The following is a 20,976-nucleotide window of genomic DNA, read 5'->3' on the forward strand; positions in this document are numbered from 1 at the left end:
TCCGCAGCGTTGTGGGCCTGAAGCCAGTATTTGTTGTTGTCTGGGGGCCGTAGCTCGCTCGATGTCGTCCCTTCGGTGTAGTCGGACTACCGCTGTGGGATTTTATTCATGAAAAAAACGCTGCTCTGCGTAGTCAGACTACGCCGAGGCGACGACATAGCACTTGTGCAGCAAACCCGCACGGCCGGCGACACGCCGACCGGACACACTGTTCTTTCCTTAACCCAAAATGCGGGTGCCCCGAAGCGTAACTTCGGGGCACCCGCATTACCGTCTTAGGCGGTGAGCTGCTCCATCAACTGGCTGAGCACCACACCGTGGTGGGTGCCTGGCTCAAAGGTGCCGTCGCGGAAATCCGTGTTCAGGTTGATGGATACCTGTGCGCGGACATCGTGCATGGAGAAGTTCGCGAGCACGCTGCGCAGTTGCTCTACGACGCGGATGCCACCGTCGTAGGAGTAGCTGATGAAGCCAACTGGCTTGCCGGTGAGCTCAGGGCCGAGGGAATCGATTGCGTTCTTCAGTGCGCCTGGGATGCCGTGGTTGTACTCAGGCGTGACGAAGATCAGTGCGTCGAACTCAGCGATCTTATCGCCCCATGCCTGCTGGGATGGCAGATCATACTTTCCACCGAGCATCATTGGGGGCATTGGGCTCTCCCAGATCGGCAAGTTGAAAGACTTAAGGTCTACGAGTTCAAATTCGTGGGTGGGATTGGTGGTGAGCTGGGTCATTGCCCAAGCTGCGACCTGTTCGCCGAGGCGAGTGGTGCGGACTGATCCGAGGATTACACCGATTTTCAAGGAAGCTCCCTAGTTTTTGTTGAAGTGTCGCCAATTACTATACCCCTGGGCGCCCAGAAACACGGCACCGAGGAATGCTTCCGCGAAAATGTGTGCGGACTCACTTGGGGAAGGCTGCGCCCCGGGGAGGGTTGCTTCGACAATATCCCTGGTCAACGTGCCTACAACTGCAGGGCCTACGAGGAGGTGTACGAGCGCGGGTAAAGGGAGATCGCGGATCTGGCCGGCAGCAATTTGCTTCTCAAACCACGGCCCAGTCGCCCGGTAAATATGGCGGAGGCCGAGATCGGAATACTTGGCATTTTCAACCAATGGTCGAGTGACTACTTCGGCGAAAATCGCCGGAAGCACCTGCGGTTTCTTTAAAAGCGCCTCGACGTAGACCTCGTAGAAGCCGAAAACTGCTTCGGGGACGTCTTCGGGTGGGTTCGTGAAAAACGCGTCGATTGCACCCAGTGGGCTGTATTTGGCGAAGGTTTCTTCCAGCAGCTTGCTGCGACTACCAAACGTGAGGTAGATGCTTTCCGTTGAGCAGCCTGCGCGTTCTGCGATTGCGCTCATTGGGCAGCTTAGCCCGCGCTCGCTGATGAGGTGGGCGGCAGCTTCGACGGCACGCTCCCGGACTGTGGAGCGACTTGATTTGATCCCTCTCGCAGCTAGTTCCTCATCCAGTGCTTTGCGGGTGCCGCCGAGACGTCGCAATGCTGTGGATCGCGACATGCCTGCTTCCTTGGCGATGGTCGCGATGGGAATGTCGCCGGCGCTGCATCCTTTGCGTAGGGATAGGCGGGTGGCGGCGTCGATAAGCGACTTCATAGGTTTGTGCTTTCCATGATGCTTGCCATCGTAGATAAGAAGTAGTCACCGCGCGCCACTAGGGTAAGGGCATGGCACTTTTCGACGACCTTCCGCGCCCTCCGCTGCATGTTGTGGCCGGTGTCGCCCATATTCCTGGTTTCCTTGACCTGGGGAAACAGGTAGAGATTACCGGGGCGTGTCGTGAGTTGGTGCGCGCGTTCCCGATGATCCAGCCTCGGGTGGCAACAGGCCGGATGAGTGTGCAGATGCGCCCTGCCGGATATGAATGGGTGGGGAATTTGAATAATTATCGGCCGAGCGAGGTGCCGTTGCCGGAGTGGGTGCCACCACTAGCGAATCGTGCGCTGCAGGCAGCGGCCGAGGTTGCGCCGGAGTTGGCCCCGTGGGTGCCGAGTTTTCGTCCCGAAATGCTGCTAGTTAATTTCTATTCCTCGACGGCTTCGATGGGGCTACACCAAGACGCGGGTGAGGAGGCTTCGGCGCCGATCATTTCTCTGTCGATCGGTGATTCGGCACTGTTTCGGCTGGGTAACACGGTTAATCGGAACAAGCCATGGCGAGACCTGCAGCTGCTCTCGGGAGACTTACTGGTCTTTGGTGGCGAACATCGGATGGCTTTTCACGGCGTGCCCAAACTGTTTCCGGGCACTGCGCCCGAGGGGTGTGGGGTGGCGGAAGGCCGGCTAAATCTGACGATCCGCCAAGTTCACCTCTAACCGCTAGCCTGCGTTTTCTGGGTCGGCCGCCTCCGGAAGAGGCTCTTCCCCGACTGGATCCTCAGCGGGAGCTTCCCCAGGCGTAGCAGCGGTCCCGGTGAGGTGGTCACGCGCGAGGTCTTGGGCGCGGTCCACGTGTTCAGCGTGCTTGCCATCGGTTTTCGCGTCGACGGCATCGCCGAGCTTCTCGACGCCGAGATCAACTTTATCTGGGTGCTGAGCAGCGAGGTCTTTAGCAGAGTCAAAAATTCCCATGAGGTGTCCTTTCTCAAGAATTGGTAGGTGGTGGCCAGTGTACGGCTTAGCTAGCTACTTGGTTCGAACATGTGTGCTAGTTTTTGGGGAAGTTGTCGACCCTGCCGGTTACACTTCGGGCCATGACAACTTTTGAATTAACTCCAGCAGGACTCGTACTCGGTGTAGATAATCGCTTGCGTCCCCAGTGGGCAACTACCTCGCAACTTTTGCAAGACTACTACGACTACGAATGGGGAAGACCGCCAAAAACCGAGAGCGAGATGTTTGAACGCATCGTCCTAGAAGGCTTTCAAGCAGGACTTTCGTGGGAGATAGTGCTTAAGAAGCGCCCAGCCTTTCGAGAGGCATTCTGCGATTTTGAGGTCGACCGGATAGCCAGCTTTGGCGAAGCAGACGTTGCGAAGTTACTGGCAAACCCGGACATCATCCGCAATCAAAACAAGATCCGCGCAGCTATCAATAATGCGCAGAGGGTACAGCAACTACGTGCCGAAACTGACTTGATAACATTTCTACAAAACTTCGCTCCGGTGGCCTGGGAACGCCCAACCAGCCTGGAGCAAGCTAAGACGAAATCGGCGGAATCTGCTGCAATGGCAAGAGAGCTACGGAGACGAGGATTCAAGTTCGTCGGTGAAACGACCTGCTTCGCGCTGATGGAAGCCACCGGGATGATCGATAATCGTATCGTCGGGGCAGCAGCGTTGTTGGACGTCCCCGACTCCAATGGGCTGCTGCAAACCTCCTGAGCTTATGTACAAACGGCGCTAAGCTCGAAACCATGACGAAGAAAATAGCTTTAGTAACCGGCGGTTCAAGTGGCATCGGCGCAGCGACCGCTTCAGCACTCGCTAAGGACGGCTGGCATGTCATTGTGGCAGCGCGTCGCGTGGAGAATATCAAAGAGATAGCCGCGGAAATCAATGGCGAATGGCGTGAGCTCGACGTCACCGATGAAGCCGCCGTCGTGGCGCTAGCTGCAGAAATCCCGAAGCTCGACCTGCTGGTTAACAACGCCGGCGGAGCAAAAGGGCTGGACAGCATCGCCGACGCCAACGTTGCAGACTGGCGCTGGATGTATGAAACAAACGTCCTGGGCACGCTCAATGTCACGCGTGCCTTCTTGCCGCATCTGCTCGAATCGGAAGGAACCATCATCAATGTTGGTTCGATCGCGTCATTCACACCCTACCCAGGAGGAGCCGGCTACAACGCCGCCAAATTCGGTGTTCGTGCCATGACAAAAGTGCTGCGACAAGAACTAGAGGGCCAGCCACTACGGATCACCCAGATCGACCCAGGGCGGGTGAAGACCGACTTTTCCTTGGTGCGCTTCAAAGGCGATGCGGAAAAGGCAGAGGCGGTCTATGCCGACAAGCTGAATCTGACCGCTGAAGATATTGCTGAGTCCATCCGCTGGGTGGCCGGCCTGCCTGCGCACATGAATATCGAAAACATGACTATCAAGCCACGCGACCAGCTGTGATTCCTAGAGACAGTAGACTTATCACCCATGGCAACATTTGATGTCGGAATCCGAGACGAATCAATCAAACTCGGACAGTTCGTGAAACTGGCCAACCTTGTTGAAACAGGCGGACAAGCCAAAGAATTCATCGCGGATGGCCTGTTTAGCGTCAACGGTGAAGTGGAGACTCGCCGTGGAAAAACGCTCCGACATGGCGATGTCGTCTGCATCGGAGAACAATGCGCACGGGTAGTTACCGGGGCAATCGAAGGCGACGACGATGACGATTACTTCGACGAAGCCACCGCAAACGACGATTTTGACCCCGAAAAATGGAGGAACCTCTAAACATGCCAGCTTTTAGTGCGCACCACGGAATGCCAATTTGGATCGAGTTATCGACCTCAGACCTGCGCAAATCCAGCCACTTCTATCGAGAGATCCTTGGCTGGGACATCGACGATACCGACAGCTACCGCATCGTTCGCGCCCAAGGCCTGCCTGTCGCAGGACTTGTGGAGCAAGTCGATTCCACGATGCCAGATACCTGGGTAACCTACTTTTACACCGAAAACCTCGACGAAACCGCACTTGCAGTATCGGAGCTCGGCGGCCGGGTGCTGGCGGAACCAACCGATGTCACCCGCGGCCGGGTAGCGCTGTGCGTGGACACCGCCGGCGCACTGTTCGGCCTGATGGAAACCGATGAAACCTTCGTCTCCGGAGGTGAACCGGGCACCGCGGTGTGGCATGAATTAACTGCTACCACCCATTACGCGGAAGTTGGGGAGTTTTACCGCCAGCTCTTCGGGTGGGTCACCACCGACACCGATGCCGACGATTTCCGCTACACCACCGCACTAGAAGAAGGGGCCGCCTTTGCCGGAATCTGGGACGCCCAAGCGCAATTCCCGCCACACATCCCGAGTTTCTGGCAAACCTACCTCGGCGTGAAATCCGCCGACGAAGCCGCAGCCCTGGTGCCGGAACTCGGCGGAGAAATCATGCGCCAACCATGGGATTCCGAGTTTGGGAGGATGGTCATCGTCGCTGACTCAACTGGAGCGACCATCACGCTGGCGGAAACCCCTGAACCAGTGGCGGAAGGGCGTGAAGAAGATCCCCTAGAAGGCATCGACCTCAGCCAATTCCAGTGAGTTCCCCCGAACTGGCTGACCGGGTCCTTGCCATCGTCGCACGCATCCCGCGTGGCCAAGTGATGACCTACGGCGAAGTCGGTGCCGAAGCCGGCTGTGGCCCGCGCCAAGTCGGGCGCATCATGCGCGAATGCGGGAGCGAAGTTGCGTGGTGGCGCGTCGTTCGTGCTGACGGCAGCTCCGCCCTCGCCGAACGCGCCCGGCCACACTGGCTTGCCGACGGGCTTCCGATGCGGGGCGAACGCGTCGACTTACGCAGCTTGGGCCCCGAATCACCGGAATGAGAGCAGCTGAGGCAACTAGTCTTTCATTAGCCTAGCCACAGCCTGCATTTCCTCGCGATAAGCCGCGGGGGTAGCCACATATTGCTGGTCAGGGCGGGTGAGGATCACGGTATCGAACCCAGCGTCCTCAATAAGCGGACAGCCTTCACCGAAACCCCAGCCGATCTCAGCCAGTGGACGAGCATCGGCGACACGCGTCGTCGCTAAAATGCGCTTGCCGGAAAGAGCAGCTACTGCGGCTACCAACGGGAGATAAAAATTATCTGTCGCAGGTCCAGGAGGACGGCCGAACGAAGCTACGACATCGGGCTCGCCCCCGACGCCCGACGGCGCGATGAGAGTACCGAGGGCGTGATCCTGCACGCTGACCCCGGCGGTGAATTCGGTGCCCGGCCACTCGTGCCCGACCGCGCTACCTAACTGCATCATCGCAGCGTGGACGAGGCGATCGGGCAGACGAGCGAGCCAATCCTCCAGATCCACGATCGGGTAATGCTCCTGGAAATACCAGTTGATCTGGTCGAATTGCTGCTGCGGGGTGAGCTCGCGGTCTTGGCCGCCGACCACAAAGTCGTCGTCAGACTCACGCGGAGGTGTTGAAGATGTCATGGCACCAGTCTAAGGACCAACGACACTTAGTGAAGTTTGTCCTTGGCCATTTCCTGGGCCTGATCGACCTGGTCGGAGAACTTGCCCCCGGTTTTCTCGTCAATCACATCACCGACTTTTTCGATGATCTGGTCAACCTTGTCCGGGTTCTGTTCGGCAAGTTCTTTCGCTTTATCAAGCAAGCCCATGAGCTCGTCCTTTCATTGAAGTATCGACGAATAGTGTACTGGCTGATCTGGGCAATGGTGCTAACAACAACAGATTTAGGCATCTGCCACGGTGAAACGGCGACCCTCGAACTGTGGGTTTTCCGCTTCATCGAGCATCGCGACAGCGAAGTTTTCAGTGGTGACGTGCTCGCCTGCAGGGGAGTCGGTGCCGAGTACGTGGCCAGTCGCCGGTCCTGGTTCGATAACAGGCGCAGGGGAAAGCATGGTCCAGTTCAAGCCAGTGGAATTACGGTACAGATCCAGAATCTCCACAAAAGCACGAGCCTCGGCCGCGTAAATTTCCGGGAAGTCGGGCTGATCGACGATCAAGGTGTCGTCGACAAGCAGGGAGCCGGCACCTCCGGTAATGAGGAGGCGCTTGGCAGGGGCGGCGTCGATAAGCGCGCGGTGAGCAGCGATGACCGGTTCCATGGAGCCGCCGGAACGATCGGTCGGCACGGCGATGATGGTGGTGTCGTGGGCATTGATGGCGTCGAGGAGGGCGGCGGTGTCAGTGATGTTCAGGCCGGTGCTGCGCGAGGCGCGGGTGACCTCATGGCCGCGGGCTTCAGCCTCTGCTGCGATGTCCTTGCCGACCATTCCGGTGGCGCCCAGTACGAGAATCTTCATGTCATGCTCCTTGGTTGTAGGGAATGGTTCCACCCTAGACCTGGTTACTCACTGTTGGAAAGTAACGAACCAGGGGTAAGCTACTAACCAAAAGGTATGATTCCAGACCAAGGGGAGATGCGCCATGACTTCTGTGACAAAGCTCACGTTTGATCCATATTCACGAGCCTGCCCGTCCCGTGGATTCCTGAGCCGATTAGGGGAGAAATGGACGGTGCTCGTTGTGCTCAAGCTTGCCGACGGCCCACAGCGCTACTCTGACCTGGCCAAAGAGATCGACGGGATCTCGCAGAAGATGCTGACCAAAACCCTCAAGTCGCTGCAAAGCGACGGCCTGGTGGAGCGGAAAATCTACGATGACTCTCCACCACGGGTCGAGTATGGGCTCACCGAGCGGGGCTATTCCCTACTGGGGCCGTTGCAAGGGTTAATGGATTGGGCTGTCACCCACATGCCTGAGCAGGAAATAAGCTAATGGAAATCTGGGTACAAGCAAGCGACGCCGTGGAGCAGATCAACTTCGGGCCAGCGCCCGAGGGGCATGTGTGCAACGAATTGGCCCGAGAAACCCTCCGGCAGATCGAAGAATACCTGCGCAGACAACGAACAACGTTTGACATTCCCCTGGCGTTGCCCGAGGGCGATGGTTTTCGGGCGCGCGTACAACGCGCGCTTCTGGACATTCCCCGCGGTCAGGCGTGGAGCTATGGTGAACTGGCAGCTCACGTAGGCAATCCCCGGGCGGTTCGGGCCGTGGGCACTGCGTGCGCTAGCAATCCCTTGCCCATTGTTGTCCCGTGTCACCGCGTGGTGCGTGCCGACGGAGCGATCGGCAACTACCTCGGTGGTTCCGAAATAAAACGGATGCTCTTGGGTGTGGAAGGTTACACTACGAAGGTATGACTCGAATTGCAGAAATCCACGACGCTACCCTAGAGCCGTCGAAACAAGAAACAGTTAATGCCTGGCTTCCCGACGTCACGTTGACCGGGGCCTACCGCCTTGTGGATACCGATGGAGAAGTAGGCATCGAAGGACACCTCGCCTCCGACGCGGATGGGCGTCTCGTGCAGATTCCGGTCTCTTATCGAGGCGAATCCCCAGGTTACGAATTTGCCACCATTGAGCATTCCACTCTGGGCACCCGCTATGTGTCCAAGGCGCTCGTCGATCCAGTAGCAGTTGCAGAATATGTCCGGCTTATTCTCTCCGGGGATCGCCACGCGGATTGCTCAGATGGAAAACCTACCGGGCTGGAGCTGCTCGGATCCGGACACAATGACAGCGTCACCGTCACTGACGTTCGTATCGAAGAAACCACCGAAGAGCGTGTACGCGCCAACGGAAAGATCAATGGCGTTTCGCGCTCCTTTGAGCTGCGGATCCCACGCCTGTTGCGGCCGGTCAAGGGAATCGTCGCTTCCCGAGTTCCGTCCGCGCGGCGAATTGAGGGCGTTATTCCGGGGACCGAGGAAAAGCTCCTGGTTGCCGAGTTAATCTGGCGCGACCTATAGAGCGCGCCTGTTAGGGCGCGGTCGCACCAGCACAGCGTCGCGCTTTACCAGATGCGCACCCGGTCCTCGGCCGGGATCGCCATTTCGCCCACCTCAAAGGCTTCGTAGAACTCGTCGATGTTCGCGGCGATTACGTTGCAACGGAATTCGGCTGGGGAGTGCGGATCAATCGCCAAGTATTGCTCCGCCAATTCCGGCCGGATTGCCGTGCGCCAGATCCGAGCCCAGGAGCGGAACAGCTCCGGGAGGTCTTCGCGGGCGCCACCGGACTGCAAGAACGCAGTGACAGCGATGCCGAGACCACCCAAGTCCCCGATGTTCTCACCCAAGGTGAATTCGCCGTTGACGCCACGGATCCCCTCGCGACCAGCCAAAACTGTGGGAACCAAGCCATCGAACTGCGTGACCAACTTAGCGGTCAGCTCAGTGAATGCTTCGCGATCCTCGTCAGTCCACCAAGAATTGAGGTTACCGGCGCCGTCGTAAAGCGAGCCTTGGTCGTCGAAACCATGCCCGATCTCATGCCCAATCACGGCCCCGATAGCGCCAAAGTTCGTGGCAGCGGACGCGTCGGGGTCGAAGAAGGGGGCGCGGAGGATGGCCGCGGGGAAAGTAATGTCGTTGACCACAGGATTGTAAAACGCGTTGACGGTCTGCGGGGTGGTCACCCACTCATCCCGATCCGCTGGTTTGCCCAGTTTAGCCAGCTCATAGTCGTGGTTGAAGGCGCTGGCAGCCCGCACATTTTCGAGCAGGTCGGGGCCGAACTCGAGCCCGGCGAAGGATCGCCACGTATCCGGGTAGCCAATCTTGGCCTTGAACGTCCCGAGCTTTTCCAGCGCGCGTTCCCGGGTTTCCGGTGTCATCCACGCGAGCTGGGAGATCCGATCCCGGTACGCCCGCAGCAAGCTATCGACGAGCTCTTCCATAGCTTCCTTGTGCGACGGCGGGAAATGCTGTGCCACATATTCCTGCCCGATTGCCTCGCCAACCAGAGACTCCGCCAGGGTGACACCGCGCTTCCAGCGATCGCGCTGCTGTGTCGCTCCGGTCAGCCGGCGGCCGTAAAACTCCCAATTGGCTGCGCTGATTTCGGACGTGAGATAGGCCGCCCGAGAATTGAGGATGTGCCAGGTGAGCCACGCTTCCCAGTCTTCGTTTTCGAGCAATTCGTCCAAGGCAGTCAGGAAGGAAGGCATCATGTTTACTACTCGGCCCTCCGGAATACCCGCAGCCCGCAGGATTTCTGCTACGCGAGGCGGCAATTCGCTGAGCTGGCACGGGTTATAGGTCTTCAGGGAATCACGGGCCGCGACCACATCCCAGTGGGCGGCTGCCAATTTCTTCTCCAACGCGATCGCCGCTGGGGCCAGGTCCGCTTTGCCCAAGAAACCCAGCATCCGGGCAACATGCTGCTCATAGGCGGCCAACACTTCGGGATGTTCCCGGTAGTAAGCCTCGTCGGGCAGGCCCAGGCCACCCTGCACCACGTAGAGCACAACTTCTTCCGAGGAAGAATCCTTGGTGATGTATGCCTCCACAGGGGAGGACACCCCGAGGCGGGACAGTTTGCCGAGAGCTTCGGTCAAGGGGAGGGAGAGAAGGGCGAAGTCGTCGTCAAGCGGGGCGATGCCAGCAGCGTCCATCCGGTCGGTGTCCATAAAACTGCGGAAAGCCTGACCCGGCAGGCCTGAGGAGGCTTCGAGGAGCGCGTGGACGTGCGCTTCGGAGTCGTCCCGGAGCTTGTGGAAAGTGCCGTCGACGCCGCGGTCAGCTGGGATGACATGCTCGGCAAGCCATTGGCCGTTTACTTCTTCGTAGAGATTGTCCATGAGTCCCTATAGTAGGCACTATGCCCGAGTATCGACTCAAACCCCGACTCCACCTGTGGCGGATCGGGGGAATCGCCCTGGCCTTGCTGCTATTGCCCGTGCCCATAAATGCGGTGCTGCCCAGCGTCGACGCGAACACCTCGCGGGTTGAGCTCGGCAGTGTCGAGCAAGGCTGGACGCAGGAACTGTCCTGGCCAGACGGCACCGCAATGCAGTGCCAGGAAGACGACGAGGCAGTCCTAGGGGCTGCGTGGGACTGCGACGGTACTTCGATCTCAACCATGGTGCTGGAAGGCTCTAGGGACGAAGCCGAGACTCTGCGTCGTGGAATCCGCACCGTCACGATGGTCGACGTAACAGGCCCCGTTTCGGTCACGCGTGGCGTTGCGCGCCTCCTCGAAACCGAGGACGCCGTGGGAATGTCGGTGGAAGGGCGCGACGACCACGCCGGACAGACTCTCGTCGCGGTGGTCACCGGGCCCAAGCGCCGCGAATACGGTCTCCTGCTGTGGACGACGCTGACCGAACCCGCCAAGCTCGACCGCATCGCGAACCCGATGGAGGAAGCATGAACCGCAGCGTGTGGTGGAAACTTCTCGTGATCTTCGGTCTACCCGCCTCCATCTTGTTTTCCCTCCTCAACGGGCTAGTGTCACCGATCGGCTGGGGGATCGGAGTGCTGTTCGCCGCACTCTATCTGGTGGCCGGCCTGCTGCTCTTTCGCGCCGGGCCGTTGTGGCCGAACGCGGGCGCCTGGTACGTGCTTTCGTGCCTGACCTGGGGGTCAGGCGTCTCGACTGCGCTGGTACTGTGGCCGTCCATGGCATGGTCGGATATCACCACCAAGCTCGGTTGGGATCCACTGCTGGCGTCATTTAGTGGTGCGATCCCCGAGGAACTAGCCAAGGCTTTGGGAGTGGTCCTGATTGTGTACGGTTTCCGCGCGCTCAACAGGCCCTGGCATGGGTTCGTTACCGGCGGGTTGATAGGACTGGGCTTCGAGATCAACGAAAACCTGGTGTACGGCGCAGTGGGCGCACTTTACGACGCCAACTCGGACCTCACCGGCGCCGTCTCCATGTGGGGGCTGCGTTCGCTGGCTGGCCCTGGCATCCACGTCGCCTTGGCGGCGCTGTCGGGCTGGGGGATCGGGCTCGCGATCTTTTGCGTTGGGCGACGTGGGGCCTTGGCCTGGCTGGGCTTTTCGACGTTCATCCATTTCGTCTGGAACATCATCACCACCTTCCCGCTTGAGCAAATGATTCGCCTCGGTGTGCTGATGGTGATTCTGTATGGATCGTTCATTTATGTGTATTGGAAAGCTGTGAGAATGCAGAAAGTTGACAATTCCTACGTGTTGCTGATGTGACTTGTGTGAAAGTTGTGTACTTTTGGGGTTATGTCTCATGCTCGACTTAACCCTGCCCGCCGTACGATTCTTGCCGCCTGTGCGTCGTTAAGCCTGGCTGCCACCCTGCTCATTCCGTCCGCAAATGCGGAACATGCGACCGCGCCTTCTGGCATCGATGTAGCCAGCTGGCAAGGTGCCATTGACTGGCACGGTGTCGCCGGAGCGGAACAGAAATTCGCGTTTGTCAAGGCCACCGAAGGTCTCGACTACACCAACCCCCAGTACCACGCCGACATCACCGCAGCCGACGCATCGGGACTAACCACCGGGTCGTACCACTACGGACGGCCTAACACGGACCCCATCGCCCAAGCGCGACACTACGCAGCCGCCTACAAAGCACACCCGCAAGACCTCCCGCCCGTGCTCGACATCGAGCAAACCGACGGTGTTGGAGTCGGCGAACTACAGAACTGGACGAGGGACTTCCTCGGTGAAGTCGAACGCCAGACCGGCCGCAAGCCGATGGTGTACACCTACCGATACTTCTGGGAACAAGACATGGGCAACACCACCGAATTCGCCCACTACCCGCTCTGGTTCGCCGCCTACCAATCCGAGGTGCCCACCCAACTTCCCGGCGGTTGGCAACAAATGGCCTTCTGGCAGCGCACCGGCGAAGGACGGGTCACCGGTATCAACACCCCAGTGGACATGAACCTCTTCAATGGAACCCCAGGTCAACTGCCAAGTTTCAATGGCTACGGCGGAGTCCTCGTGCCGGGTGAAAAGGTAGCGACTGACCACGGAATGGGAACCTCGGCTCGCGACATCGCGCTCGCGCTACTCGGCCTAGCAGGAGCGATTGGCATCATGCCACCAGAGGTAGCCGGAAACGTGGCGAACCAAGCAGCACTCGCCGCAGGTGTGGACAGTCTGGTTGCCGGCGCGCTCGGAGGGCAAGTCGCCGGGCTCGGTGGAAAATTACCAGTTGCTGAACTCAACCGAATCGTCCAAGGCAACTACTCCATCGGAGACTTGTTGCTGCTTTTGAACGCGGCTGGGCATCGTACCGAAGGGTAGTTTCTCGGCGGTTTCGCGTTGGGAGTGCGTGGCTCGCGGGTGTTGGTGCCTTGACGCCTAGCTTGCGGGCGAAATGAGCGCGGGTTAGGGCTGCAAATCAGCTAGGTGGCACTTCTGAAGCTCGCTCACTCCTGGTGACTAGACGTGGTGGTGTCCGAAAATGCGGTCCTATCGCGAGACGAGGCTGAGTTGAAGATGCTGGGCTCCACAAGTTGGTTCAACACCAACCCGCCAAAGGATAGCCGGAGCGCCGGCCCCTGCTTGGCACGCGGAATCCGCCGCAAATTCTGGACAACTTCAAAGGAAATCCGCGTCTGCCTTCCGGCCCGCGGCTCGCGCCCCAAGCACCATAAGTCACAAAAAGCCTCCCACACCAGCCTTGCGCACGGGTGGGAGGCTTCGCCGATTCAAGAACCTACTCATCGGTCTTCATCGGCCCTGGTGTCCAGAGCCCAGAACGCTGGATTACTTCGTGGTGGATTTCGGCTACGTCGGGGGCTTCGCCACGCAGGTTGGTGCGTGGGTAGTAGCGAGAGATGGAGCCCCAGTCGCGCTGCCAGTCGTTCTTGAGGTAGCCCGGGATCTCTACGGAGGTGTTCACGGCTTCGGTGACGCCGAGTACACCGCCGCCGGCGTAGTCCATCACTGGGGAGAGCGTCACTTTGCCTGGGTGGTCTGGGGAGATGCGGAAGTTCGCCATTTCGGCTACGCCTGCGAAGTGGTCGTAGGTGCGCTGGCATGGGAATTGGAGTGCGACGGCCCAGTCGAGAAGGCCGGCCTGTTCGGAGCCGATCACGTTGTTGAGCGAGTCTAGCTTCGGCACGCGCGGAGGCACGAAGGCCAGCCACTGGTTTTGCTCAAGGTTTTGGTCCTTGGCCACTACTCGCACGACATTGGCGGTTTCGGGGATCCGATCCATCGGGACGCGCAGGTTGCGCCAGGATGGGGTAGGGCCGATGTCGAGAGGTTCGAGTTCGCCAGTGTTGGTGACATTGCCGTCGGCACTGCGGGTGCCGTATTCGACGATGAGTTCCTGGCCGTCTTGCTTTACGCCGTTGATGTCGTGGTGGGCGATCTTTCCGGCGGCGGAGACGATGAGCAGCGGGGTGTCGTCGCTACGCTTAGGTAGGTTGTACCAGGTGGTGGTGGCTTCGGCTGGGAATTGTGGGCCCTCGGTGTAGGAGCCGAGGACTGGAATTTTGTGGAAGTCGAGGCCGAAGGGCAGGAATGCTTTCGAACCGTTGACACCTCGTTCGGTGCGCACGCCACCGGTGTTGCCCGTGGCCTGGCCACCGCCGGCTTCGGTGGTGTCTTCGTTCGAGGTGGCACCACCGATGGAGCCCTGGGAGGATTCCTTGGCTACGCCTTCCACGGCGATGGATTCCGGCACGTTGTTGGCGTCGAAGCCGCGGTGTTCGGTGACGTCGAGCGAAGCGCCGAGGTCGGAGCCGTCGGCAGGCTGGAGGAAGGAATCGTTGGAGTTGGTTTCCAGCATCGCGTCGTTGGCGAGCGCGCAATAGTCGCCTGTCGCTGAACGCAAGTTGCCCAGGCCGACGGAGTACGCGGGGTATTGGGAGACGAAGCCCTTGCCCAGGCTCAGGAAGCAGAACATCACGACGAGAGCGGAGACCACGGCGATAGGGGAGGCCGCGATGCCGTCGAAACGTGCGAGCTTTCGGCGGCGCTCCAGCTTGAGTTCGTCGAGGGTGCCTTGGGATTCGGCGCGGGCGGTGCGCACATCGGATACGAACGATTGGATCGTGCCGATGACCAGCACCAGCAACGAGATCCCCAGCATGACCGTCGAAGCCTCGACGGCCTTGAACTGCACGGTCTTGTCGTACCATGGTACGCCGAAGCTGGAGACGTACCACCAACCGTTAGTTCCGGCGAGGCTGAACGCGAGCACGAACAAAATTCCGCCGAACAGCAGTGTGCGGGATCGCGCCGACTTCAGCGCCATATGCGACAGCGCCACCGCCGCCAGCCCAGCGATCGCCGCGCCGATGCCCGCCCAGACACCGAAGTGGTGGGTCCACTTGGTTGGGGTGAACATCATGAAGAACATCGTGCCCAGGAACGCCAGCAGCAAGCGTATCGACGGCCCCTGCGCCGAACCCGGGACGCGCCCATTGCGCAACATCGACGCCAGCACCAGCGCCACCGATACAAGCACCATCAGCACTGCGAATCGACGAGCGAAGGAGCCATCCACCGTCTGTCCCAACAGCGATTCGTAGCGAACCCATTCCATGTACCACGTGAGCGCAGGGCCCTTGTCCGCGCGGACACGGATTGCTTCCAGCACGGAAGCTGGGGTTTGGTCACCAAAGACTGCCAGCAAGATTGCGGTGCCGGATGCCAGGAACGGTGCCACCATCGCCAACACCGCCTGCCAGGTGGAGCCACCCACCAGCGGGATCCGGCGGTAGATGATGCGAATCAAGCTAGAAAGGGCCGCCAGGAGGGCCGCGACAGCCATCAAACCGGTCGGGCCAGCCCCAAGTGCGAGCGTTGCCACGATGACACCTACAGCAGCCGGAAGTAAGCGAGAGGTAGCGATGGCGCGCTCCATGCACACCCAGGTCAGCAGCGCGCCCAGGGCAATAACCGGCTCTGGGCGGGTGCCGTTGTTATAGACCATCCAGAAGGCCAGGAACGTCAACGCAGCGGTCCAGTGAGCTACTCGACGCCCGGTGATCTTCGCCCCCAGACGCGGCAAGACTTCGCGGCTAATCAACAGCCACACGCACCAGCCGGCGAGCAAACCGGGCAGGCGCATCCAAATGGAGCTGGTGGAGACATACGTCATCAGGGCCAGCAAGTCATAGTACGGAGCGCCGAACGGTGATTCGGGGACACCAAACCAGCGGTAGTAGTTAGCCATGTAGCCCGAGCCGCGGGAGATCCGGGCCATCGTGAGCAAGTAGCCGTCGTCAGCGGTGTTCGCGCCGATGAAGTGCCAGGCCAGAAGGGTGGCGCCGACGATGCCGTCGAGAGGGCGCAGTTTCCACCAGTCTTTGGGGAAGAAGCGTCGGGAGGCACGCCCGTCGAGCTTGTCTAGTCGGTGCAGCGACCAAAGTGCCAGGAGAGTCATCGCGAGCCCCAGCCACATGACCACGTATTTCAGCGGGCTTGGGCTGGAGGTAAATCGGGAGTTGATATCGACATGCGCGTTGATGCCCTGGACCTTGGCATCTCGCGGAAGATCGGTGTAAATGCCGGTCACCTGCGGGCGACGATCGCCTTCCAAAACTTCCTTCTTTGAACCAAGCGTGAGCTCAGTACGCTCAGGGGTGGAGGAGACCTTTAAATCGCCCGATTTTGGCAGGTCTGCCACTGGAATGCTCAGAGGCACAGTGTCCCGGATAATGACATCCAGGCCGGTCTTGGTGTAGCGCACAAACAGACCACGCGTGGTGGCGTCCTTCGAGTCCGCCGGCAAGGTGCCCAGTACCATCCACTCTTTTTCTGGCATGTGCTCCAGAGCGGACATAGGCACCGATACCTCAATCGCATCGGGTGCATAGGACATCAACGGCGCATTGACGCTGTTGAGGCCTTTCTGCGGCCAATCGAAAGACGATTGGGTTTGGTTAACTGGCAGGAATGGAGTCAGTAGGAAGCAGACAAATCCTATGAGTCCGGATACGATCGCCAGCGTTTTGATCGACTGTGGGGCGGGTTTGGCAGCAATTGACACAAGTCATTACTCTACGTCACTGGCTTAACAACTACCACGAACGGACCAATCTGCTTTTGTTCCCAACCGGAAAAAACAGCTGGGTTGAAGTAGACGCCGCGGAAACGAACATTCGGATTATTCGGGAAGATGTCTTCGGCGATGTCGTATTTCCACTTGGCGTTTTCTGCACCTAGTGTGCCCCGGAAGATGAATACCTCCGGCGGGGCCCAGGGGGCGTCGGCAAGCTTGGCTTGGAAAGCTTGAGGGTCGCTGAGCTTGCTGTTGGAATCGACCGCAAGGTTTTCCAAGAAGGCATTGCGACGTTCAAATTCGCCGAGTGGGTTGGCGTAGTGGCTGGTTAAGGCCTGGAAACCCCAGTAGGGGTAGAAGCTGAGGAAGCTTTGTGCGTCGGAGAGTACGACAGTTTCGGATGGGCGATGGCCCTGCGATTGAATGAATTGATCGATTTCGGCGTAGTACTTGGTGGAGTCGGCGGGGAAGCGGTCGGCGCGTTCGCCGTAGCCATCGGTGTCGGTGTAGGCGAGGTCGATAGGCGTGTGGTTTCGGGCGGGGATCGACTGGGCGTAAGAGATGCCGGCGATCGTCACCAGCGTGACCATGATCGCAGTGATGCGAATGTCGAGGCTGCGCAGGCGTTCCGGAGTGAGCCCGGAAGGAAGATAGGAATAGACCCCGCTTAGCCGGAAGTCGGCGAGTCCGAGGACACCAGCGGTGGCAAGTAGTAGCGCAATCACAGTGGAGAGTCGGAAACCGAGCAGGGTCTGGCCGGCTAGTGCCACAATCATTGAGGCGATGATCCAGAGGTAGGCCACCGCGGTGGTGATGCCGATGTTGCGGATCTCCGGGTCGTTGGCACGGAAGACCAAATAGCCCACGCCTATCAGGCACAACGCGCCGATCAGTGTTGGTGAGAGCATCGGCAGGGGCACTTCGACGCCTTGAACAGGCAGGTAGTGAGTGGCGGTGGCCTTGCCCATCGGGGCGCCGCGCAGTACGGCCCACAGGTAAGGTCCCCAAGAAATTGCGGCGATGGCCATCGAGCCGACACCAATCACAATCAGGCGAGCGATCGGCTGTACTTTCCGCTGGCCAAAAACTGCCATCAAGCCGGCTACGAGCACCACGCTGAGCGCGATGAAGGCGGTGAATACGGTGTAGGTGGCGGCAGAGAACCCGAGGTAGACAATCATGAAAGCGATGGCGGCCTTTGAGCCGCGCAACGCGCGACTGAGCATCGCCGCGGCTACCGGGGCACCGATTGCCACGATGCCTGAGTAGGGCTCCTCGGGGCTCATCACGAGGAAAATTGCCGTGCTCACTAGTGCGATTGCCGCGGCGACTGGTAGCGAAGACGTAAGACGTTGCCACAGCGGCACCAGTGTGCATGCCATCATGGAAATCGACACTAAGGCCCACGGCTGGTAAGTCTCCCAGCCGCTCAGTCCGAGCAGGTTGCCGAAGCGCCCGCCCAGCCAGAACCACATCGCCGGGTAGTAGGCCGGGATGTCTCGGTAGTTCATGTCGTGCAGGTGCCAGTCGGAGGTCAGTCGCGTGAGGTACTGGGTGCGGAAGCCCTGGTCGACGGTCACGCCGTCGAGGTAGAGCTTGGTGGCGGCCAGCGGGATCGCTAGGGTCGAGACCACTAATGCTGCGGGGGCTAGGTAGGAGACCGCGTACGTCGCTAATCGACGCCACCGTGGTGGCCTTGCGTCTACATGCTGGTCACGGATCCACATGAACACCAAAAAACCCAAGGTCAGCAGGAGCAGGCTGGAACCTGCCGTCGCTAAGCCTCGGGTGAGGTTTGAGCCGCCGAAAGCTGGCAGGTTGGTCGCTTTGAGGACGAACCAACATGCCAGCGTGAAGAGACCGCCGACGAGCGGTGCTGCGAACGTCGCGAGGATCGTGGTGCGGATGGAGATTGCATCGGCCGTGTAATGCTCGTCGACGTTCATAAACTCTTCTCTACAGTGGCAGCTTTCGGAAAATTGGTTTCGGAATGTGCTGCAGCACCAGCATCACCGCTTGGAAAGCTGGGTGGACCCACAGCTCCTGCTTACGGTTGTGTACTGCATCGACCACTGCCTTGGCCACGTCTTCGCGGTCAACGGTCAGAGGTGCTTCCTTAACTCCTGCGCTCATCTTAGTGCGAACCTGTCCTGGGCGAACAACCAACACGTTCACACCGAACTCGCGCAACGCCTCGCCCAGCTGGGTGAAGAAGCCATCGAAGCCAGCCTTAGTGGAGCCGTAGACAAAGTTGGAACGGCGGACCTTCACGCCAGCCACGGAACTCAGTGCCACGATTGTGCCGTGGCTTTGAGACTTCATCCGCTCGGCAAGTAGCACGCCCACAGACACGGCGCCGGTGTAGTTGATCTGCGCAGCCTGAACAGCCTTGGCCTGGTTCTGCCACTGCTCCTCGTTATCGCCCAGCACGCCGAATGCCACGATAGCGACGTCGATATCGCCCTTGATCTGCTCAAAGATAGCGGGGTGGGAGTCAAAATCGGTGGCATCGAACTCGATGAAAGTGGCGGTGCCGCCGGCCTTTTCGATGGTCTGGATCGCCGCGGTTGGCTCCGTGCGATTGAGCAGGGTTACGTTGATCGGGCCCTTGGTCAGGTATTCCTCAACGATGGCCACACCGATGTCCGAGTTGCCACCAAAAAGGGCGATGTGCTGGGGTTTTCCTACAGCGTTTAGCATTTACTTTCCTCCCAATTCGAGGCGACGAGACATATCGGATGCGAATACGCCGGTGGGGTCAATCTCATTGCGGATACGGAGCCAATCCTGCAGGCCTGGGTACATCTGGTGGAAGTTCTCCGCGCTGGTGCGGGATTCCTTGGCCAGGTAGAGGCGACCGCCGAATTCCATGACTCGCTTGTCCAGGTCGTCCAAGAAGGCGCCGAGGCCTGGTTTGATCGGGAAGTCTACGCAGACGTTCCAGCCGGGCATTGGGTAGGACAGCGGAGCCTTGTTGCCTTCACCGAACAACTTGAACACGTTCAGCGCGGAGTAGTGGCCCGACTTCTGAATGTCTTTCACGATGTCCTTGAACGGCTCAACTGCTTCGCGTGGAACCACGAACTGGTACTGCAGGAAGCCCTTCTTGCCGTAGCCACGGTTCCACTCACCGATGAGGTCTAGTGGCTGGTAGAACTGCGTGAGGTTTTGCACCTGGTTTTTGTAGGTGCCGGACTTCAACCACCACAGTTCGCCGATGGCGATCATGGAGAGCTTGTTCATGGTGAAGCTTGGGAAGATGTCCGGCACGGTGACCAGCTGCGGAGCGTTGAACTTCAATGGGTCCTTGGCCAGTTTTGGATTCAGTTCTTCCAGCTGGGCCAGGGTAGCCAGCGAGCCGCGGGAGATTGCCGCGCGACCGAGCTTTGGCTCTGGGGAGATCGCGTCAAACCACGCCGAAGAGTAGGTGTAGTTGTGCTCGGAGCCATCGGAGTGAAACTCGATGGTCTCGTCCAGGTTTTGGGTGAGGTCGCCGTCCGCGATGAAGTAGGCCGTCTCGGTGCGCGTCATCTTGATGCGGGCGCGCACGATGATGCCGGTCAGGCCCATGCCGCCGACGGTGGCCCAGAACAGCTCACCCTTTGGGTCGTCTGGGGTGCCTTCTGGTTCGAGGTGGAGGATGCGCCCGTCGGCAACCAGCAGTTCCATCGACACCACGTGGTTGCCGAAAGATCCAGCGGAGTGGTGGTTCTTGCCGTGGATGTCTGGGCCGATCGCGCCGCCGATGGTCACCTGACGCGTGCCCGGAAGCACGGGGACCCACAGGCCGTATGGGAGGGCGGCCTTCATCAATTGGTCTAGGGTGACGCCGCCGTCGACGTCGACGATGGCGGTCTCAGTGTCGATCGAGTGGATTTGGTTGAGCGGCTGCATATCGACAACCAATCCACCGGCGTTTTGCGCAGGGTCACCGTAGGAACGACCCATGCCGCGGGCGATAACACCGCGGTCATTCTTCTCGGCAGCTTCTTTGACTGCGCGGATGATCTCGTCGAGATCAGGCGTTGAAAGCACGCGCGCAGTGGTCGGGGCAGTGCGGCCCCATCCGGTCAATACTTGATTTTTAGTCACGGCACCAAGGCTACCCGCTTTTCCGGGCCACTGAGCTACCCCTAATGTGGGGGTGCTCACAGTGGCGCCGATTGAAAGGCTATTTCTTCCAGTTGACCACCGATTTGTAACGAAATCCGCACCCAACTTTATTTGATCTGACTATTCACAGGCTCCTTTCGCTGGAAGGCGCACTGTGGCAACACTGGAATGCGTACGAGCAACCAAACAACGAAAGGAAACCATCATGGATTTCATGCAGCTTTTCGACGGCGTCATCAACTTCGTTCAGGGCCTGTTCAACACTGCAATCGGTTCCACCGAGTCCGTATTCGGTGGTGTCAAGGGTCTCTTTGACAACACCTCGTCTGCCCTGGGTTCCTAATAGGACCCGCTAGCGCGGATTAGCGTGGTGGCAACATGAAATGCATGTTGTCACCACGTTTTCGTGTTGGGG

24 protein-coding genes are annotated in these 20,976 nt (G+C 59.4%); 13 read left to right on the forward strand and 11 right to left on the reverse strand.

Annotated features, from left to right (window positions below):
- Positions 1-275 precede the first annotated feature (275 nt).
- Both CEPID_RS00845 and CEPID_RS00850 read right to left on the reverse strand, forming a co-directional pair.
- Positions 276-803 (reverse strand): NADPH-dependent FMN reductase, encoded by a 528-nt coding sequence (locus CEPID_RS00845; RefSeq protein WP_047239357.1) that lies wholly within the window; start codon positions 801-803, stop codon positions 276-278.
- 9 nt (positions 804-812) lie between these two features.
- Complete coding sequence (locus tag CEPID_RS00850; RefSeq protein WP_047239358.1) at positions 813-1,619, reverse strand: TetR/AcrR family transcriptional regulator; 807 nt, start codon at positions 1,617-1,619, stop codon at positions 813-815.
- A gap of 71 nt (positions 1,620-1,690) precedes the next feature.
- Between CEPID_RS00850 and CEPID_RS00855 the strand changes: the two genes are divergently transcribed.
- Positions 1,691-2,338, forward strand: coding sequence for an alpha-ketoglutarate-dependent dioxygenase AlkB family protein (locus tag CEPID_RS00855; RefSeq protein WP_047239359.1), 648 nt, complete (start codon positions 1,691-1,693; stop codon positions 2,336-2,338).
- Between the two features lie 3 nt (positions 2,339-2,341).
- Here the strand turns inward: CEPID_RS00855 and CEPID_RS00860 are convergent, their stop codons facing one another.
- Positions 2,342-2,593: an antitoxin gene (locus CEPID_RS00860; RefSeq protein ID WP_047239360.1), complete on the reverse strand. Its 252-nt coding sequence runs from the start codon at positions 2,591-2,593 to the stop codon at positions 2,342-2,344.
- A gap of 122 nt (positions 2,594-2,715) precedes the next feature.
- On the opposite strand from CEPID_RS00860, the gene CEPID_RS00865 reads away from it, so the two are divergent.
- From CEPID_RS00865 to CEPID_RS00885, 5 genes are read left to right on the forward strand one after another with little or no spacing between them, the layout of a single operon-like run.
- Positions 2,716-3,345 carry a DNA-3-methyladenine glycosylase I gene (locus tag CEPID_RS00865; RefSeq protein ID WP_047239361.1) on the forward strand — a complete coding sequence of 210 codons (630 nt, stop codon included), beginning with the start codon at positions 2,716-2,718 and terminating at the stop codon, positions 3,343-3,345.
- A gap of 32 nt (positions 3,346-3,377) precedes the next feature.
- Positions 3,378-4,082, forward strand: coding sequence for an SDR family oxidoreductase (locus CEPID_RS00870; protein ID WP_047239362.1), 705 nt, complete (start codon positions 3,378-3,380; stop codon positions 4,080-4,082).
- Between the two features lie 27 nt (positions 4,083-4,109).
- Positions 4,110-4,412 carry an RNA-binding S4 domain-containing protein gene (locus tag CEPID_RS00875; protein WP_047239363.1) on the forward strand — a complete coding sequence of 101 codons (303 nt, stop codon included), beginning with the start codon at positions 4,110-4,112 and terminating at the stop codon, positions 4,410-4,412.
- Between the two features lie 2 nt (positions 4,413-4,414).
- Positions 4,415-5,221 carry a VOC family protein gene (locus CEPID_RS00880; RefSeq protein ID WP_047239364.1) on the forward strand — a complete coding sequence of 269 codons (807 nt, stop codon included), beginning with the start codon at positions 4,415-4,417 and terminating at the stop codon, positions 5,219-5,221.
- Positions 5,218-5,505 carry an MGMT family protein gene (locus CEPID_RS00885; RefSeq protein ID WP_236684268.1) on the forward strand — a complete coding sequence of 96 codons (288 nt, stop codon included), beginning with the start codon at positions 5,218-5,220 and terminating at the stop codon, positions 5,503-5,505. The genes CEPID_RS00880 and CEPID_RS00885 overlap by 4 nt, the downstream gene beginning before the upstream one ends.
- 15 nt (positions 5,506-5,520) lie before the next feature.
- Here the strand turns inward: CEPID_RS00885 and CEPID_RS00890 are convergent, their stop codons facing one another.
- From CEPID_RS00890 to CEPID_RS00895, 3 genes are all read right to left on the reverse strand, one after another.
- Positions 5,521-6,114, reverse strand: coding sequence for a hypothetical protein (locus CEPID_RS00890; RefSeq protein WP_052843262.1), 594 nt, complete (start codon positions 6,112-6,114; stop codon positions 5,521-5,523).
- Between the two features lie 26 nt (positions 6,115-6,140).
- Entirely contained in the window at positions 6,141-6,302 is a 162-nt protein-coding gene (locus CEPID_RS12700) for an antitoxin (protein ID WP_083984317.1), read from the reverse strand.
- A gap of 75 nt (positions 6,303-6,377) precedes the next feature.
- Positions 6,378-6,953, reverse strand: a complete 576-nt coding sequence (locus CEPID_RS00895; protein ID WP_047239366.1) for an NAD(P)-dependent oxidoreductase — start codon at positions 6,951-6,953, stop codon at positions 6,378-6,380.
- A 124-nt stretch (positions 6,954-7,077) separates the two neighbouring features.
- Here CEPID_RS00895 and CEPID_RS00900 point away from each other — a divergent pair, with 124 nt between their 5' ends.
- The 3 genes from CEPID_RS00900 to CEPID_RS00910 are packed head-to-tail and all read left to right on the forward strand — an operon-like array spanning position 7,078 to position 8,467.
- A complete protein-coding gene (locus CEPID_RS00900; protein ID WP_047239367.1) occupies positions 7,078-7,428 on the forward strand; it encodes a winged helix-turn-helix transcriptional regulator in 351 nt (116 codons plus the stop codon).
- Positions 7,428-7,856: a methylated-DNA--[protein]-cysteine S-methyltransferase gene (locus CEPID_RS00905; RefSeq protein ID WP_047239368.1), complete on the forward strand. Its 429-nt coding sequence runs from the start codon at positions 7,428-7,430 to the stop codon at positions 7,854-7,856. Before CEPID_RS00900 ends, CEPID_RS00905 begins: the two co-directional genes overlap by 1 nt.
- Complete coding sequence (locus CEPID_RS00910) at positions 7,853-8,467, forward strand: CG0192 family protein (protein ID WP_047239369.1); 615 nt, start codon at positions 7,853-7,855, stop codon at positions 8,465-8,467. The genes CEPID_RS00905 and CEPID_RS00910 overlap by 4 nt, the downstream gene beginning before the upstream one ends.
- A 44-nt stretch (positions 8,468-8,511) precedes the next feature.
- On the opposite strand, the gene CEPID_RS00915 is transcribed toward CEPID_RS00910, so the two are convergent.
- A complete protein-coding gene (locus tag CEPID_RS00915; protein WP_047239370.1) occupies positions 8,512-10,299 on the reverse strand; it encodes a M13 family metallopeptidase in 1,788 nt (595 codons plus the stop codon).
- Positions 10,300-10,319: 20 nt separating this feature from the next.
- Here CEPID_RS00915 and CEPID_RS00920 point away from each other — a divergent pair, with 20 nt between their 5' ends.
- Genes CEPID_RS00920 through CEPID_RS00930 form a run of 3 tightly spaced genes read left to right on the forward strand, consistent with a single transcriptional unit; the run spans position 10,320 to position 12,733 of the window.
- Positions 10,320-10,871: a hypothetical protein gene (locus tag CEPID_RS00920; RefSeq protein ID WP_047239371.1), complete on the forward strand. Its 552-nt coding sequence runs from the start codon at positions 10,320-10,322 to the stop codon at positions 10,869-10,871.
- Positions 10,868-11,668 carry a PrsW family intramembrane metalloprotease gene (locus tag CEPID_RS00925; RefSeq protein ID WP_047239372.1) on the forward strand — a complete coding sequence of 267 codons (801 nt, stop codon included), beginning with the start codon at positions 10,868-10,870 and terminating at the stop codon, positions 11,666-11,668. The genes CEPID_RS00920 and CEPID_RS00925 overlap by 4 nt, the downstream gene beginning before the upstream one ends.
- 30 nt (positions 11,669-11,698) lie before the next feature.
- The gene (locus CEPID_RS00930) at positions 11,699-12,733 is read left to right on the forward strand and encodes a glycoside hydrolase family 25 protein (protein WP_047239373.1); all 1,035 of its coding nucleotides are present in this window, start codon (positions 11,699-11,701) and stop codon (positions 12,731-12,733) included.
- Between the two features lie 415 nt (positions 12,734-13,148).
- Here the strand turns inward: CEPID_RS00930 and CEPID_RS00935 are convergent, their stop codons facing one another.
- The 4 genes from CEPID_RS00935 to CEPID_RS00950 are packed head-to-tail and all read right to left on the reverse strand — an operon-like array spanning position 13,149 to position 20,540.
- Positions 13,149-16,436 carry an arabinosyltransferase domain-containing protein gene (locus CEPID_RS00935; RefSeq protein ID WP_083984318.1) on the reverse strand — a complete coding sequence of 1,096 codons (3,288 nt, stop codon included), beginning with the start codon at positions 16,434-16,436 and terminating at the stop codon, positions 13,149-13,151.
- A gap of 11 nt (positions 16,437-16,447) precedes the next feature.
- Positions 16,448-18,394, reverse strand: coding sequence for a galactan 5-O-arabinofuranosyltransferase (locus tag CEPID_RS00940; RefSeq protein WP_047239374.1), 1,947 nt, complete (start codon positions 18,392-18,394; stop codon positions 16,448-16,450).
- Positions 18,395-18,404: 10 nt separating this feature from the next.
- Entirely contained in the window at positions 18,405-19,148 is a 744-nt protein-coding gene (locus tag CEPID_RS00945) for a decaprenylphospho-beta-D-erythro-pentofuranosid-2-ulose 2-reductase (RefSeq protein WP_047239375.1), read from the reverse strand.
- Complete coding sequence (locus CEPID_RS00950) at positions 19,149-20,540, reverse strand: FAD-binding oxidoreductase (protein ID WP_144413401.1); 1,392 nt, start codon at positions 20,538-20,540, stop codon at positions 19,149-19,151. It lies immediately after the preceding gene.
- A 226-nt stretch (positions 20,541-20,766) separates the two neighbouring features.
- Between CEPID_RS00950 and CEPID_RS13255 the strand changes: the two genes are divergently transcribed.
- Positions 20,767-20,904, forward strand: coding sequence for a hypothetical protein (locus CEPID_RS13255; protein ID WP_158408001.1), 138 nt, complete (start codon positions 20,767-20,769; stop codon positions 20,902-20,904).
- Positions 20,905-20,976: the final 72 nt, after the last annotated feature.

Origin of the sequence: Corynebacterium epidermidicanis (assembly GCF_001021025.1) — a bacterium.
GTDB lineage: Bacteria > Actinomycetota > Actinomycetes > Mycobacteriales > Mycobacteriaceae > Corynebacterium > Corynebacterium epidermidicanis.